Origin of the sequence: Siphonobacter sp. SORGH_AS_1065, from assembly GCF_030818595.1 — a bacterium.
Taxonomy (GTDB): domain Bacteria; phylum Bacteroidota; class Bacteroidia; order Cytophagales; family Spirosomataceae; genus Siphonobacter.
In genome coordinates this window covers 4,675,623-4,692,143 of record NZ_JAUTAM010000004.1, presented here as the reverse complement: position 1 = coordinate 4,692,143, position 16,521 = coordinate 4,675,623, and the positions used below count along the sequence as shown (strand labels likewise).

The window sequence follows — 16,521 nt, the reverse complement described above, 5'->3', positions numbered from 1 at the left end:
TCGTTAAGAGCTGGTTGAAGGTAATTAACGATAAAACTGGTTTTTGAGCTGGAAGTTATACTCTCTTAACATCCTTTCCAACGACTCCGCCTTATCCTCCCGACGCGGTTGATTCGATTCCATACTACTCATATATTCCTGAATAACTCTGACCATAGAACCTCTTTCTGCTTCAGCCACTTCCTGTGTTTCAAGTTCCTGCTGCTTACGTTCGAGGCTTTCCTTCGCCATGCTCAATACGGGAAAGTTAGTGTCGAACTGATCGAAAAGCTTTTCGACTGTAAGCTCTGGCAGAATACCTTGGCGGGCGATATCGGCGGATAATAACCCACGCAGGCAGTAAAAAACTACTTTATACGTGAATTTATTACCTGATGCGAGCAACTTCCAATGCGTCTTAGCCAGCGAGAAGTAATGATAATACAAGTTGCTGAAATTCAGGTGATTAGTTAGCTCTTTACTAAAAGATGACCAGTCGGGTAGGGCATTGAAGTAAATCAAATGGGCCCGAATCCATTCATAGGTGTTTGGATTCCCTTGGGCCAATAACCCAAACATTTTGTCCAGATCATAAGAGACAAAATCGAAATCTCCATCCATGACTTCAATGACATCCCGGTGCTTTCTGAAATCATAATATTGCTCCTGCGATTGGAGGTGAAATCCCCGCACGTCGTAGTCACTATTGGGACTGGCTATATTCCAAAGCCGACTCCCACTTTCAATGTAGAACAGCGGAATTCCCTTGTGAACAGTGAAAACCTTAGCAATCTGTTCTTGGATTAGTAAGTTCATGGTATGCAATAGATAAGGAGTAACAAGCGATTTGGGTCGGGGGACCGTAATGAGGACTCGAACCTCCATCCTGACCGAAGTCATAATGCCCACCCCCTAAGTGCTACGAAGTAACCCATCTCTACGACATCCTTAATTTCTGAGTTGATAGTTGCGGGTTAATGGAAAGTAATGAACAGCGATCTCTCAACTATAAATTCGAATAGTTTCAATAACTGATTCATAGTCTTCCAGTGCGGCCAGAACCCCGAAAATTTTGTCACTCCAGCCTGCAATCAAACAGACCTCATGATCAAGCATCTTCAAAGGAACCTGACCGTAGCCATTCAAATCGAACAGATATAAGCGAGCCTCGGCATGAACGTTAGCCTTATATTGTTTCCAGAGTCGAGACATGGGTTCATTACCGGTACCGGTGTTCCAGAGTTGTAAGTCGGTGAAGAACATGATTTTATCCACTTTTTCTTTCCGTTCCAGTAACTCCTTCAAAACCAGGTGCCCGTTCGTGGCATAACCCACTTCACCCTCGCGTTTGTAAAACTCCTGAACGTTTGACAAAATATTACGTGTGGGAACTGAAATGCGTTTCCAGGTATTTCCAAACATACCCACCTGTACATTTTCACAGCGGGATTGTAACATCATGGCCAGCATTAACCCAATGTCGTACAGTAATATTTTAGACTGCGGTGAGATAGGTCGCTGCATCGAGCCCGACACGTCACAGGCCAGCAGAACGCGGGTGTTTTCATCGAAACCACGAAAGTTTTTCGCACTGTGCTGGGCAGCACTTTCCAGACTGTCTAGCACTTCCTCAAGGTAACCTCGTCCATTCCAGAGCCTTTCCATCCAGTTTTTATTCTGATTCAAAGAACTCTTCAGGTTTAACAATTCACGATAGGCCGATAAGAATCGGAAGGGGAATTGTTTGGAACGAGCCACCTGCTCGCCATTGGATAAGGTTTGTGTTACCTTCTTAAGGTGAGCATAAGACACTCCAGCTTGCAGAATATTCCGCAGGTTACGTAATAAAGCCATGTACCCCAGCTTATTACTATCGATGAGCTCTTCCCATTTTTGACGAAACGCGATGGTCTTTTCTTTCTCCGTTTCAAATTTCTGCTGGCCCAGCTGTGATAATTCCGTTTCCCAGGTGTAGGGTGTCGCAAGCGTATGGGCTGCAATCTTATTGAATAACTCCTGTTGCTGCTGGTTTTTAGCTTTGGGGTGTACCAGAAACAAGGCATCCCGAAGCTTAATGGTTGTATCCCGATTGTATTTCGCAAATTGATATTCATCGAAACGATTAAATGCCGCAGCCAGCCCTTTCTGTATCTGCTTGGATAAACGATTCAGTTTTTTAAATCCTTCTCGCTTATTTAACGTCTCATAGCAAGCTAGTAATTCCGTGATTTCGTCAGCCCGGGTAATGACTTTTTCGGTTGCCCGAGCTACGGTATTATCACCGGAATGAATTCGGGCTAACTCTGTAAGTAATACCAGCGGAACGGAACGCATGTGCATTTCATGGCGGGCGTAAATCGCTAACTGAGCTACGAAACCTGGTTTGTTTAGAGCAATCAGATGGCGAATTCGAATCAGCCGCTCGTCATTCTTTTCGTAGAACGTATCATTCAAGGACCAGGTTACTACAGCCGAATACAATGCCATCGCTGAATCCATGCGGTACGCTTTAGCCCCTTCGTGATTCAGGATTACCTGGTTGTTTCTAGTAGTTGTATTGAATTTCATAACCTGTATTGTTTTGCTTTGGTGATACAAAGGTTTTGGGTGACTACGCAGTCTTTGTGCGTAGTAGAAATTATTTTCTATTTTTCTGAAAATTTTTTTCGATGCCCCTCAATCGCAACGCTCTTATCCGTTACCGAACCATTGATCAATGTCTGCAAAACCGATATCGTAAATGGACGCTGGACAATCTAATGGACGCTTGTTCAGAAGCTTTGTACGAATTTCAGGGAATTGAAAAAGGCGTGAGTCGCCGGACGGTTCAGGCCGACCTTGAGATGATGCGAAGCTCGAAGCTGGGGTATGAAGCTCCCATTATCGTCGTTGATCGGAAGTATTACACGTATGCGGATAAGAATTTCAGCATTACCAACATTCCGCTGAATGCTCAGGACATGCAGGTATTGAGTGAAGTTGCGGGCTTATTACAGCAATTCAAAGGCTTCAATCACTTCGCCGATTTACGGGAAATGGTGAGTAAACTGGAAGACAAGATTTATACCCAGCAGACGAGTAGTTCGCCCGTTGTTGATTTTGAGAAAAATGACCACTTGGTCGGCTTGAATTACATTGAAACCATTCGGAAAGCGATTGTTAACAAGACGACTTTGTGCATGACCTATCAGTCTTTCCGGGCCCGGCAACCCGCTACGTTTTGTTTTAGTGCTTTTTTACTGAAAGAATACCGAAACCGTTGGTTTGTACTGGGGCAATCGCATCAAAAACAGAAACCCATTTTAACCTTGGCATTAGACCGTATTCAAAATCTGGAAGAGGATAAAAAAGAAACTTACCGCGAGAATGACTCACTGGATTTGAAGACTTTTTACTCGGATGTAGTCGGGGTAACCAAAACGCCGGGACAAAAAAGCTGTGAAGTGGTTTTCTGGGTAGATCCGACGAATGCCCCGTATGTAATCACCAAGCCGATTCATGCGTCACAAGAGCTAATTTCCAGAGACAAAACGGGGTCCATTTTTCGAATTAAGGTGGTTCTTAACTTCGAGCTGGAGCGGGAGTTGTTAGGCTTTGGTGGAAAGCTGAAAGTGATAAGACCCTGTTTGTTACGTAGTCGAATGATCAAATGCGTGCAATCGGCTTTGGCTAATTATGAAAACCCACTCGCTGAAAGTAATGAAGATGAATGATTACCTAATAAACCTGCTTCTCCGTTAAATACCGCCAGAAGCGGCGGGGCATGCTTCGAACCTGTAGTTTAATATTCCGTCGGGAAGCGATGTTGGTGCTTTTGAAGTAATCCTTCCACAGCAACTGATACATTTCTTCATTCGTCTCCTCAGAAATGGGAGCGGGGAGATTACTGGTGTTATGCTTCTGGAAATCAATGTTAATAAGTTCCAGATTTCGCAGGTCATAATAAAGACCGTACCGCCGCTGGTGGTCATAAATAACCCAGGGCTGATCGGCGTAACGGTCTTTGAAGTGTTTGGCAATGAGTGGCAGAACGTTGTACTTTGGCTCTACCGGGGCATAATACATCCCATCGCTGGTTTGCTGAAAACGAATGAAGGCTTCCAGGTGATGCTTTTCCCGCTCTACTTTTCGGGCCGTCTGAGTTACGTATAAAACGGAATCATTCCCATAATTATCTTCTGGATTTTCTACGTCACTGAAGACGTAAACGGCAAATTGAAAAAGGTGCTGAAAGGCTTCGGGTAACTCAGACAGAAAGGTGCAGTAAAAATTTCGCCAACCCGCATTCGTCAGTTTTTTCTGTAAACCCGTAGCCACGCGGGTAGCTTTTTCAGCATCAGTACTAACAACATACGCCGGATTAAACGCACTTGGCTGGTAATGCTTTTCGGAGTTAACCAAAATAGCCCCCGGCTTGCGATTATACCAATCGAAGATCAGGGTTAACAACCCTTCCAGCGTATCGTCAAAAACATAAGTTTCCATCTAAAACAGGCTTAACTGCTGCGTAGCGGCTTTCTGAAACTTCCCGTGGCTATTGCCCAAAATGAAGTTTTTGATTTGCGTAGGTTGCCAGTCTTTTGAAAGAAAAGGCGTATCCGCACAACGGATGAAATATTTGGCCCGATTATAAGCAATGCCTAGTTTTTGCAATTGATGCGTGCGTAACTGCCCAAAGCGACGAGCGGCAATGATTTTCTGAGCAGAGCCTACGCCAATACCCGGTACGCGAAGAATCATGTCGTACTCAGCCTTATTGATGTCAATGGGAAATTCGTGCAGATTCCGTAAAGCCCAGCTTAGTTTGGGGTCAATTTCAGTTTCGAGATTGGGGTGAGCCTCATTGAGAATTTCTTCCACCCGGAACCGGTAAAATCGTAGTAACCAATCGGTTTGATACAAACGATTTTCCCGCAGTAAGGGAGGCTGACTCCCAATGGAAGGTAACAAACGGTCGTCTTCCCGAATGGGAACGTAACCTGAATAATAGACTCGTTTCAGCGAATAGTCTTTGTAAAAGCGATCGGCGGTATACATAACCTCCAGGTCCGATTCGGGTGTGGCTCCCACAACCATTTGAGTACTTTGCCCCGCCGGAACGAATTTAGGTGTACTTTTGATCAGTTTGGTATCTGCCTTATAGATCTGAATTTGCTGATTAACAAAATGCAGCGGCTTCTTTACGTCTTCGTGGCTTTTCTCGGGAGCCACCAGTTTCAAACCCGCCTCCGTTGGCATTTCTAGGTTAATACTCATCCGGTCAGCGTAAAGGCCCGCTTCCTGAATCAGTTCCTCACTGGCTCCGGGAATGGTTTTAAGGTGAATATAGCCATTAAAACGCTCCTCAATTCGAAGTTTCTTGACAATACGGAGCAGTCGCTCCATTGTATAATCCGCATTCTTGAAAATGCCGGAACTCAGAAATAATCCTTCGATGTAATTCCGACGATAGAAGTTGATTGTTAAATCAACGACTTCTTCGACCGTAAAAGCGGCCCGCTGCACATCGTTACTTTTTCGTGAAACGCAGAAGGCACAGTCGTAAATACAGTGATTGGTTAAGAGAATCTTCAGCAGGGACACACAGCGACCATCTTCCGTGAACGAATGACAAATGCCATTAGCTTTGCTGTCGCCCAAACCCTTATTCTCATTCTTGCGATTGCCTCCGCTGGATGCACAGGAGACGTCATACTTAGCTGCATCAGCAAGAATTTGTAGTTTTTCGCTGGCCCTGATTAAATTCATATTTATAATATTTGTGTAAATATATTAACTTAAAATAAGTAAAAACAGTTTAAATGAATATAATTAATAGTTAATGAATAAATATTTTACCTAAAAATCTCTGCCAGCGTTTACAAATGGTCTATGTAATAGGGAAACCATGTATTAGCCTCTCACTTTGTTGGGTGAAGTATTCATACCCCAAGCCTGTCATCCAGAGCGAAGCGAAGGATCTTATTGCATTTGCGGATTAGCTTAGTGATGAGGAAACGTTAACAACCCCAACACTGACCCAGTCCACTGAAGCTCTCTCACTTCATTCGAGATGACAGTTTAGAGGACCTGCCGTTATTTCATCAATTGGAGAAGGCTTCTAAATCATGGGTCTTGTACCGTTTTTTTACAGAGCACAAAAAAAAGACCCGGATTATAGTCCGGGTCTTTTTTTGATAACTAACAGGTTATTACTCCTTCTTATACTGCTCGATGATCTTGTAAAGAGCTTTCTGCGTCTCTAAACTGGTGAAGTATTCGAACAGCATAATGTGCATGTCGTAATTAAGCGTAAGGGCCGTTTCCAGGTATAAAAAGGCTTCGCGAAATTTGCCGTTATGAATCAGGTAAACAGTTAACTGATAATACAATTCCCCTTCATCCGGGCATTCGTCCAGAGCCTGATTAATAACGTCGATGGCCTGATCAAAATCGCCCTGTTCGTAGTACAAGAGCGACCATTTTACCCAGATTTCAACGTCTTCAGGAGCAATTTCAACACCAGCTTTGTAGGCTTCTTCCGAAGAAAAAGCATTTCCAATGCGTTGTTCCGTTTCGGCTACGGCGAGCCAGTAATCGGCGTTTTTCTTGTTTAGGTTCAGGGCTTTCCGCAGGTAATGCAGAGCCTGAAACCATTTGTTCATTTCATACAGACAAACGCCCACCCCGTACCAGCCTTCATCCCACAACTGATCCAGAGCAATGGCATCTTTATACTGCTTGATGGCCTCTTCATACTTCATTTGCTTTTCCAGACTGGCGGCCAGGCAGCAAATGGTTTCGGGCGTTGGATCTTCATTCGCCAGCGTTTTTTCGTAAGCTTCCTGAGCTTCCTGAAAACGATCCAGGTTCATGTAGGTGTTACCCAGATTGTAATATGCCGAGGCAAAATTTTTCTTCAGATACGTAGCATATTCGTAGGCTTCGGCAGCGTCATCGTACCGTTCCAGTTTCGAATAAGCGATACCGAGGTTATACCAGGCATTGTACGAAGAAGGATCACGATCCGTAAACTCCAGGTAATAGGGAAGGCTTTCTTCCAGTTTACCGAGTTGATCGAGGCAGTTTGCCAGCTCGTATAAAGCATTTTCATTACTCAAGTCGCCGTGAATGGCTTCGCGGTAATGCTCAATGGCTTCTTCAAATTTTCCCCATTGCTGGTAGGCCAGACCAATGTGGTAATGCACTTCATCTTTTTCTTCGGCGTAATCGAGCACTTCTTTGAGCATTTCAATGGCATGCTCATAGTCGCCGATCAGGCCATAAACCGTACTACGGAGATAAAAAATGTCTAAATCATGGGGATTGAAAAGGGCCGCACGTTCCAGTAGATCGAGAGCTTCGTCGTACCGTTGAAAATTGGCCATAATCTGAGCCTGATTTAGCATCAACTCTAATGAATAGGGATATTGAGATAACCCGTATTCGCAGGCTTTAAGAGCGTCCTCTAACTTGCCTTCTTCCAGATAGTGTTCAACAATTTGCTCGTAAGTATCCAGATCAAAGAATGAATCTTCCCGACTATTCAACATATTCTCAAATCGTCTCACAGAATCCTGTGTTGTTTCCGGGCGGTCGTCGAATTCAGGTTGTTCCATCATAAGGCAACGGGTATAATGACAAACGTGAATAAACAAAGGTGGTTCTAACTACTTGTTAAGCAACCCACTAAGCACAATCACACTAATTCACGTTATTGGTTTTCATGTTAAGGAACATTCTAAGATATATAGAAAATTCCATTTTCCTAAGGTTAGGCTTAAAAACTTGGATGAACAAAAGCAAGTTTTAGAAGCTTTCTGCCCTGAAATCACTCAGAATGAATTGAAGAGTTATTTGGACTTTTTGGGGGAGATAATCGAAAATAGGTTTTACAAGCGGCTTGGCTATTACTTATCCTATGTTTACTTAATCGATTGACTTTCGGATTTGTATGTATGAAAACCGTGGCTTTAAAACGGAGAACACAACCCTGCAGGGATTAGCTTTTCGTTGGTAGTATGGAATTAAGGAGAAAATCTTTGCTTTCCGAATAGCGTGTTGTTGCCAGCGAAAAAGCTGGTCGGGCCACGCTGGCAGCGGTACTTCATACTGTTTGACATTGTTCTCTTTCCCTTTTGAGTTCGCAGCCTTCCCAGCTTATGTAATTATCAGGTGAACTTTTGACGTTTACAAATCAGGTATTCATTAAATTCCTGAAAGCGTTTCTCTAGTCATAAGTAATTAGGTTTCTGCCGCTGCCAGCTTTTTTGCTGGCAGCAACACAGCTAAAGTCATCCAGACCAGGGTGGTTTATGCTGGCAAAAGGAAAATGAAGGGAGTTTAAGAGCCTGTCTAAAAATAAGGTTTTAATAAATGTTGCTTCCCCGGATTCCATCCAGGGCTATTTGAATATTGAACCCCGCTGGGATTGTTGTTATCATAAATTTACAACAAATAACCCCGGAGGGGTTAAACATGGATAGCCCCGGATGGAATCCGGGGACTAAGGCAGGTTCCATCTGCCGTTATCCCTCAAGCCTGTCATTCACAGCGAAGGGAAGAAACGCATTCCGATTCGGTTAATGTCTTCGGTTACAAATTTTAGACAGCTTTTCGCTGGCAGCAACAAGCTAAAGTCATCCAGACCAGGGTTTTTATGCTGGCAAAAGAGTTTAGATATGATCTATTAAACGTAAAGACCCGCCAACGAGCGGGTCTTTACGTTTAATAGATCACAAAAACTTGATTATTCCGCCCCGCTACCATCATCTAAACGATTGCCTAGACGTTGATACTGGCGATTGAACATCTGTTCGTATTTGTTAGCTTCATTTTCCAGCTTGGCATCATGCAATTGCTGAACCACTAAATTCATTTCATAGAGGTTAACCCGAATGTCCTGACTATCGCCATTGGATTCAATGAAATAATTCAGGTTTTCGTCGCAACGCTTCATGATCGTTTGAGCCATTTGCAGAGCTTTTGCTTTTTCACCTACCGAAATCAGCGGTCCGATGAAGCTTACCGAAATCTGATCGTAAGGAATAGCTTTGTCAGGAATAACTTCCAGACAGTGATTCAGAACGGCTTTAGCTTTGTCCAGTTTGTTTTCCTGAATCAGTTGATTCGCTAGACGATAAAAGGCAATACGAGCCGAAACTACGGGAGCTCCCCGGTACGTTTCGTCGTAATAAACCTTCGGGTTATTCATTTCACGCCAAGCCATTTTCGTCATCATTTTCTCGTACATAATGTCCGAGTTAACGAAGCCGTCACGGGCACCGGGTACTTTGAATGGCATCAGACGATACGCATAGCCTTCGAGTTGTAAAAACTCTTTCAGACCCAGGAAGCTTTGTGAACCTAACGTCGAAGCAAAGTAAATCGGACGCTCAAAGTTGTTGTGAGCGATGATGTCTAACTGAATTAACTCTGGCTTGGTGATGTCACTCTGACCATAACTCCAGGTAAGACGGTCGCTATTCAACAGAGGTTCGAATTCCTTAGAAACAATTCCCATCTGACGAATTTTCGTCGAGTCCAGTTTCAGCGAGAATACCGACGAAGGTAGCACGTTCATCTGGCCCAGGGTAGTCTGTACCTGAATAGCAGGGTTATTCTGTTTGACCAACTGAATATATTCCTGTAAGTCAATGCCATCTTTTACGTTCGGGTTTTCAGAGAAAGGAATCTGATCGTTAATACCCGTACGGAAGTTATCCATCTCCAGAGAAATCGGCAGGGGCTGAGACTCATACGTCTTCCGTTTCATCTGCTCGATATACCAGTCCGTACCTAATAAGGAAAGGTTACATACCCGAACGTCCGTACGGAAATGTTCTACTTCCTGAACGTACCATAAAGGGAACGTATCGTTATCTCCACCCGTAAACAGAATGGCGTTTGGGGCACAGGAGCTTAACAGGTTTTTCGCGAAATCGACCGAATGCCAGCGGTTTGAACGATCGTGGTTATCCCAGCTTTTCGCACCCATCATGATAGGTACTCCAATGGTTAATACGAAAGCTAAACCACCCGTAGTGACCATATTTTTGGAAACGCGACTGAGTAACTGTTGTAAAGCGATAACACCTAAACCTGCCCAGAGAGCAAAGAAATAGAACGAACCTACGTAAATGTAATCCCGTTCGCGAGGCTCGGTTGGGGGAGAGTTCAGGAATACCACCAGAGCCAGACCCGTCATAATAAAGCTGATGGCAACGATGAGCCAGTCTTTGTCTTTACGTAAGAATTGGAGCACAAATCCTAGCAAACCCAGAATCAAAGGCAACATGTAGAAATTGTCGTGGCCTTTGTTAGTGGCGATACTTTCCGGAAGGTTCGATTTGCCCGGACGCGTCCAGTCGGCCCACTCGTAATCACTTTCACGACCAGCGAAATTCCACATGAAATAACGCATGTACATAAAGCCCATCTGACGGGTGAACATGTAACTAATGTTCTGTCCAAACGTCGGTTTTACGTAACGCGATTGATCGGTAGGGTCTTTAGGTAATCCTAAAATAGAAGCGTATAACTGAGCATGGCCGGGTTGTTGAGACCACAAGCGGGGAAGAAGCATTTGCTGATCTTTTTCCCACACGTATTCCGGTTTGTAGTCATAAATTTTATATTGACCGCCTTCCATTTTATACATCGGGTCGCCACGTTTAATGTCCGTTACACGAGCCGTGAAGAGCGGTCCATAAGTTAAAGAGCGGCTTCCGTATTGTTCACGTTTGAGGTAGCTCAGGTAGCTGATGGCATCCGAAGGATTGTTCTCGTTGATTGGTGGATTAAAGTTCGCCCGAACCAGTACCTGGGTGTAGGAAATGTAACCAATGAGTACAAACGCCAGTGATAAAACCGCTGTGCTCAGGGTAGGGTTATTTTTCTTCTGAGCGTAAATAACGCCGTAAATAACGGCTCCGAAAAAGACTACTACGAAGAATATAACGCCCGTGTTATAAGGTAATCCAAAGGAATTTGCGAAGAGTTTTTCAAAGAAGAAGGCCAGACCGGGAATGCCAGGAATGATACCGGCATTGATAATACCCAGAATCACAACACCTACAACTAAGGCAGCAATCCCGCCGAAAAGCGTAGGCTTTTCTTTCTTCTTGAAGTAATACAGCAGAGCTAGAGAAGGAATCGTAACCAGGTTCAGTAAGTGAATACCGATGGAAAGACCCGTCAGGTAAGCAATTAAAATGATCCATCGGTTAGCGGCAGATTCGTCTTCAATGAGTTCCCAGCGGTACATGGCCCAGAAAACCAGGGCAGTAAAGAAGGATGACATGGCGTATACTTCGGCCTCAACGGCTGAAAACCAGAACGTATCACTAAAGGTATAGATCAAAGAACCCACAATCCCGGCTCCTAAGACGCCAATGCCTTCACCCAGACTAAGCTCATCTGCTTTTTTGTCGAAAAGCTTGCGACCCAGCATGGTGAGCGTCCAGAACATGAACAAAATGGTAAAGGCACTAGCCATGACGGACATCATGTTGATCCAGAATGCTACGCGGGTTAAGTCACTACCGGCAAACAGTGCGAACATTCTACCCAGAAGCAGGAAGATGGGTGCTCCGGGGGGGTGGGGTACCTGTAATTTAAAAGAACACGCAATGAATTCACCACAATCCCAGAAACTGGCGGTTTGCTCAACGGTCGAGGCATAGGTGAACAACGCAATGGCAAAGACACTCCAACCCAGAAGGTTATTGAGCCGCTGAAAATTTTTCATGAAGTAGTTTTATGCTAAATAATCTAATTACGGATGATGGTTGTAGGGATAGATTGGCCAAAAATAGCAAAAAGCCCCCGACCAATAGGGCTAGGGGCGTTAAAATCTGTTAAGTAATCTAAACGTTGGCTACCAGGAGATGGTTTTTAAAGAACTTTTGCTATGAAAACTAGACCTTATAGAAAATCCATTTGGATAGTTCTTTCAGCGTAACCTTCTTACCGTACATCAGAATTCCGACGCGATAAATCCGGGCAGCGAGCCAGGTCGTACCGATAAAGCCTAGCACCAGTAAAGCCATGGATAACCCAATTTCCCACCATTCGACCCCAAAGGGAATGCGAGCCATCATATTGACGGGGGAGGTAAACGGAATGATCGAAGCCCAGAAGGCAATTTTACTATCTGGCTCATTGATGATGAAACTCATCAGCATAATACTGATAATGAGCGGCATCGTTACCGGGAAAATTAGCTGCTGTCCTTCCTGCGGACTTTCCACTGCCGAACCAACGGCGGCGAATAAGGCACTGTAGAAGAGGTAACCGCCCAGGTAATAAAAGAGGAATAAGGTCAGGATTTTGGCCCAGGGTAAATCGCCAATGGTATCCATAATACCCATGACTTTGGAACCGGGGCCAGCTTCGCTCATTTGCTTCACGGCGGCTTCCACCTGTTTTTGACTGGCCTGACTGCTCAATTCCGTTTTGGCTTTCGATTCAAGTTTGACTTTCAGAAAATGCGTCGTAGCACTGGAAATAGCAATCGTTAAACTGATCCAGAGTACAAACTGGGTTAATCCAACCAACCCTACGCCGATGATTTTTCCCATCATCAACTCTATCGGACGAACCGAAGAGACGATTACTTCAATGATGCGGTTACTTTTTTCTTCAATAACCCCGTTCATTACCTGTGATCCCGAGAAGAAAACGACAAAGTAAAGTAACAGGGCAATGGCGTAACCTAACCCCATTGAAACGCCAGTATTACTCGATTTTTCCTGTCCCTCGGTTAAACTGTAGGTTTCGGCATTGACATTAACCCGGTTGTCTTCAATGATTTGCGTATCGATACCGGCCCGTTTGAGCCGCTGATTGCGAACTTCGGCCTGAACGATGTTCTCAATGTCGTTCTGTAAATTCAGGCCTACGCTTTTTTCAGAAAAAATTTCCAGTCCGTTCGGATGGTCAATAATATCAGCCGGAATATGAACCAGGGCCGTCACCTTATTTTTTTTAAGGTCAGCTTTCGCCTGCGATACAGGAGCTTTTTTAAAGGTATAAGCGTAGTCTTTACCGCTCTTGAATTTATCTTTGAAAAGCCCGGTTTCATCAATAACTTCAATCGTTTTCAGGTCGCCGCCTGCAAAAAACAGCAGGGCCGGGATAGCGTAAATGGCAGTAATTAATAGGGGTGTGATAAGCGTAGTAATCCAGAAAGAACGCTTCCGTACCCGCGTCATGTACTCCCGCTGGAGAATGAGGAGAATTTTATTCATAAGGTAAAGCAGGTTAAGGAATGAGGGCTTGCGTAGCGGTTTCGCCGACTACACGAATGAAAATGTCGTTGAAAGAAGGCACGTTTTCGCTGAAAGACTTCAGCTCCACCTGGTCAATTAGCTGAGCTAATAAGGCATTCACACTACCTTCAGGACCAATCCGAACATTGGTACGGTAGACGTTTGGTTCCAGTTCGGTTTTGGAAATTATTTCGTACGAGTAGGGTAAAACCAAAGAACCGACGTATTCCAGTGTATAGGTATTGTCCATAAACTGGCGTTTGATGGCTCGTTTTTCTCCCCGCAATACTACTTTTGATCGGTTGATAAGGGCAATCGAATCGCAGAGTTCTTCTACGGATTCCATCCGGTGCGTCGAGAAGATAATGGTAGACCCCTTCTGCTTTAATTCCAGAATTTCGTCTTTCAGCAGGTTGGCATTGATCGGATCGAAACCGGAAAAAGGTTCATCCAGAATAACCAGTTTAGGCTCGTGAACGATGGTTGCAATGAACTGACATTTTTGAGCCATCCCTTTCGACAAATCTTCTACTTTTTTATCCCACCAGTCTTTGATGTCGAATTTAATAAACCAGCGTTTGAGGCGTTCAGTGGCCTCGCGTTGGGAAAGACCTTTCAGCCGGGCCAGGTAAATCAATTGATCGCCAACCTGCATTTTTTTGTACAAACCGCGTTCTTCGGGAAGATAACCAATGTCGGCGATATGTTTGGGATGAAGCGGCTCGCCGTTGAGTAACACTTCGCCCTCATCGGGAGCCGTGATCTGGTTAATGATTCGAATGAGCGATGTTTTACCGGCTCCATTCGGACCAAGTAAACCGAAAATCTGGCCTTGAGGGATGTCTAGCGAAACATTATCCAAAGCCGTATGGCTGGTATAACGTTTATAGACATTGCGGGTTTCGAGTAAAGGATGGGACACCTGGCTGATATTTGTTGATGAATCAAAGCTAAACGATCTAAAGCAGAAGGCTTGTTTTATTGCATCAAATTACTCAAAAAAGGGATGAACGGCTAAAAACACAAATCAGCCTCCAGCTTTTACACCGGAAGGCTGATCTTTTATATCAATTTTAAACGTCAGAATGAGAGAAGGAAGGAAGTAGTTAAACTTGATCAAACTTTCAAATAGACTTTATCCAACGGCTTCAAACTATGCCTCCTTTACCAGTATCTTTCGCGGATGTTAAAAAGTACCCATAACTCAAAAGTTGAGAAGAGGAGCGTGAATAGAATCTCTCCGATGCCAAAGTCCAGCACACCTGACAGAAGATTTAAAACGGTGCTAATCAGAACGGCAAAATAAAGGAAATTCCATCCCCGGCGACGATTGGCACGCAGCGACGTAAATGCCAGCAACGATAGAATAGAAGTAACCGCCGTGGCTAATAATGAAAAGGTGGCCTCGGTAGTCACACCATAAGAAATAGCGTAAGAATCACTGTATACTTTAATGAGGCGGACAATACCTAAAATGCCATTGATAAGGGCTATCCAAGGCATTACCTGAACAAATCCATCTTTAACATTGAATGGCATAGGGGGGAGCTTACGAAGGAAAAGCGGTTCCAGTTCAGCTTCCAGGGGTAACTTGGATTTCATAACGAGATTTGGTTGATGGGATTGCGTTAGCGGCTGCAAACATGTCTCAATTCTACAAGAAAGGACGTAACTTTCAAATGGATTCGTCTAAAAAGGGCGTTATATTGGGGGTTTTTTTAGTATTTTTTGCGAAAAATAGATGCGAGGGCTTGTGAAATGTGAGTTAGTGATGCACTATCTTTACCCGAAAGGGTCAACAAACCATTGTCTTTTACCTGAATTTTCTCTATGAAACTTTCTATTACCTGGCGTATTTTTATTGGATTGGTTTTGGGTGTTATCGTGGGATTGGCAGTCCACACGGCTTATGATTCGGGCAGCCCAGCCGACCAGGAAACACTGGCTACGTGGAGTAAAAACCTTCAGATTTTAAGTAAGGTTTTTCTTCGAATGATTAAAATGATTATCGGACCACTGGTTTTCTCCATGCTGGTGGTAGGCATTGCGAAATTAGGAGATTTCAAGTTAGTAGGTCGCATTGGCGGTAAAACCTTAGGTTACTTTCTCTTCGCTACGGTTCTTTCGTTACTAACCGGCTTAATTACAGTCAACCTGCTGAAACCCGGTAAGGTGATGCAGTTACCCCTGCCTCCCTCGGGAACCGATATCGGGGTAGAAGCCAAGAAATTTTCGGTTGAATCGTTTTTCTACCACATTTTCCCACAAAGTATCGTGGAATCGATGGCGGCGAATGAAATTCTTCAAATTGTTGTCTTCTCGATCTTCTTTGGTATTGCAACCGCCGCCATTGGTGAAACGGGCAAGGTAGTTATCAAAGCCCTGGATGCGGTTTCGCACGTGATGTTCAAAATCGTTTCATACGTGATGGGCTTTGCTCCCTTCGGCGTCTTTGGAGCAATTGCCGCCGTAGTAGCAACCGAAGGTCTGGGGATTTTTATAGGATATGCGTATCTGATTTTCAGCTTCTTTATCGGCCTGTTCTTCTTTATCTTTATTGTACTCTGGGTGATCTGTCTGGTTAATAAAATCCCTTACTTCAAGTTATTGGGTTTAATCAAAGATCCAGCTTTACTATCCTTCAGTACAGCGAGTTCAGAAGCGTCTATGCCTCAGACTATTGAGGCTCTTCGCAAATTCGGTTGTTCTGAAAAGATCATTAGTTTCGTGTTACCTCTAGGTTATTCGTTCAACCTTGATGGTTCCATGATGTACATGACCTTTGCGACGGCATTTATCGCTCAGGCTTACGGGAAAGACCTCTCCACAACGCAACAAATTACCATGCTGGCCACGCTGATGTTGAGTAGTAAAGGGATTGCAGGCGTGCCCCGTGCTTCGCTGGTAATCATTGCCGGAACCATGACCATGTTTGATTTACCCATCGAAGGGTTGGCTCTGTTATTAGGAATCGATCAGATTCTGGACATGGGTCGCTCGTCGACGTCCGTAATTGGAAATGCCGTAGCTACTGCAGTAGTATCGAAATGGGAAGGAGAGCTGGACATAGCAAAAATGAATGGTACGGAAGATGTAACGGTATAAGTTACATCAAATTCATAATTAAAAAGGAGCCCGACAAGGCTCCTTTTTTTAATGCAGTCTCTTACGGTTGCTCGGCTCTGCCCAGTGACTGCATAGCTGTAGTCCTCTGGCCGTCTTATGAAAAAAGCTAACGTAGGAAAAGAAAGGTATCTTACCTGAATAGTCTACTTGTAATCGTCAGTTAGAG

At 44.2% G+C, this 16,521-nt stretch carries 11 protein-coding genes; 2 read left to right on the top strand and 9 right to left on the bottom strand.

Annotated elements, in window-relative coordinates:
• Positions 1-24: 24 nt before the first annotated feature.
• On the bottom strand, positions 25-795 hold the full coding sequence (locus QE390_RS20275; protein WP_307143518.1) for a DNA polymerase beta superfamily protein: 771 nt from the start codon (positions 793-795) through the stop codon (positions 25-27).
• Positions 796-981: 186 nt separating this feature from the next.
• Positions 982-2,547: a TROVE domain-containing protein gene (locus QE390_RS20270; protein ID WP_307143517.1), complete on the bottom strand. Its 1,566-nt coding sequence runs from the start codon at positions 2,545-2,547 to the stop codon at positions 982-984.
• A gap of 101 nt (positions 2,548-2,648) precedes the next feature.
• Here QE390_RS20270 and QE390_RS20265 point away from each other — a divergent pair, with 101 nt between their 5' ends.
• Positions 2,649-3,692 (top strand): YafY family protein, encoded by a 1,044-nt coding sequence (locus QE390_RS20265; protein WP_307143516.1) that lies wholly within the window; start codon positions 2,649-2,651, stop codon positions 3,690-3,692.
• Between the two features lie 4 nt (positions 3,693-3,696).
• On the opposite strand, the gene QE390_RS20260 is transcribed toward QE390_RS20265, so the two are convergent.
• The 7 genes from QE390_RS20260 to QE390_RS20230 all read right to left on the bottom strand — a co-directional run bounded on the left by QE390_RS20260 (position 3,697) and on the right by QE390_RS20230 (position 14,831).
• On the bottom strand, positions 3,697-4,464 hold the full coding sequence (locus QE390_RS20260) for a TIGR03915 family putative DNA repair protein (RefSeq protein ID WP_307143515.1): 768 nt from the start codon (positions 4,462-4,464) through the stop codon (positions 3,697-3,699).
• On the bottom strand, positions 4,465-5,727 hold the full coding sequence (locus QE390_RS20255; protein WP_106635737.1) for a putative DNA modification/repair radical SAM protein: 1,263 nt from the start codon (positions 5,725-5,727) through the stop codon (positions 4,465-4,467).
• A 443-nt stretch (positions 5,728-6,170) separates the two neighbouring features.
• Positions 6,171-7,580 (bottom strand): tetratricopeptide repeat protein, encoded by a 1,410-nt coding sequence (locus QE390_RS20250; protein ID WP_307143514.1) that lies wholly within the window; start codon positions 7,578-7,580, stop codon positions 6,171-6,173.
• A 1,127-nt stretch (positions 7,581-8,707) separates the two neighbouring features.
• Complete coding sequence (locus QE390_RS20245) at positions 8,708-11,707, bottom strand: DUF2723 domain-containing protein (RefSeq protein WP_307143513.1); 3,000 nt, start codon at positions 11,705-11,707, stop codon at positions 8,708-8,710.
• A 169-nt stretch (positions 11,708-11,876) separates the two neighbouring features.
• Positions 11,877-13,208, bottom strand: a complete 1,332-nt coding sequence (locus QE390_RS20240; RefSeq protein ID WP_307143512.1) for an ABC transporter permease — start codon at positions 13,206-13,208, stop codon at positions 11,877-11,879.
• A 13-nt stretch (positions 13,209-13,221) separates the two neighbouring features.
• Entirely contained in the window at positions 13,222-14,151 is a 930-nt protein-coding gene (locus QE390_RS20235) for an ABC transporter ATP-binding protein (RefSeq protein ID WP_307143511.1), read from the bottom strand.
• Between the two features lie 242 nt (positions 14,152-14,393).
• Positions 14,394-14,831 (bottom strand): hypothetical protein, encoded by a 438-nt coding sequence (locus QE390_RS20230; RefSeq protein ID WP_106635740.1) that lies wholly within the window; start codon positions 14,829-14,831, stop codon positions 14,394-14,396.
• A 228-nt stretch (positions 14,832-15,059) separates the two neighbouring features.
• Between QE390_RS20230 and QE390_RS20225 the strand changes: the two genes are divergently transcribed.
• Positions 15,060-16,334, top strand: coding sequence for a dicarboxylate/amino acid:cation symporter (locus tag QE390_RS20225; protein ID WP_106635741.1), 1,275 nt, complete (start codon positions 15,060-15,062; stop codon positions 16,332-16,334).
• Positions 16,335-16,521 lie beyond the last annotated feature (187 nt).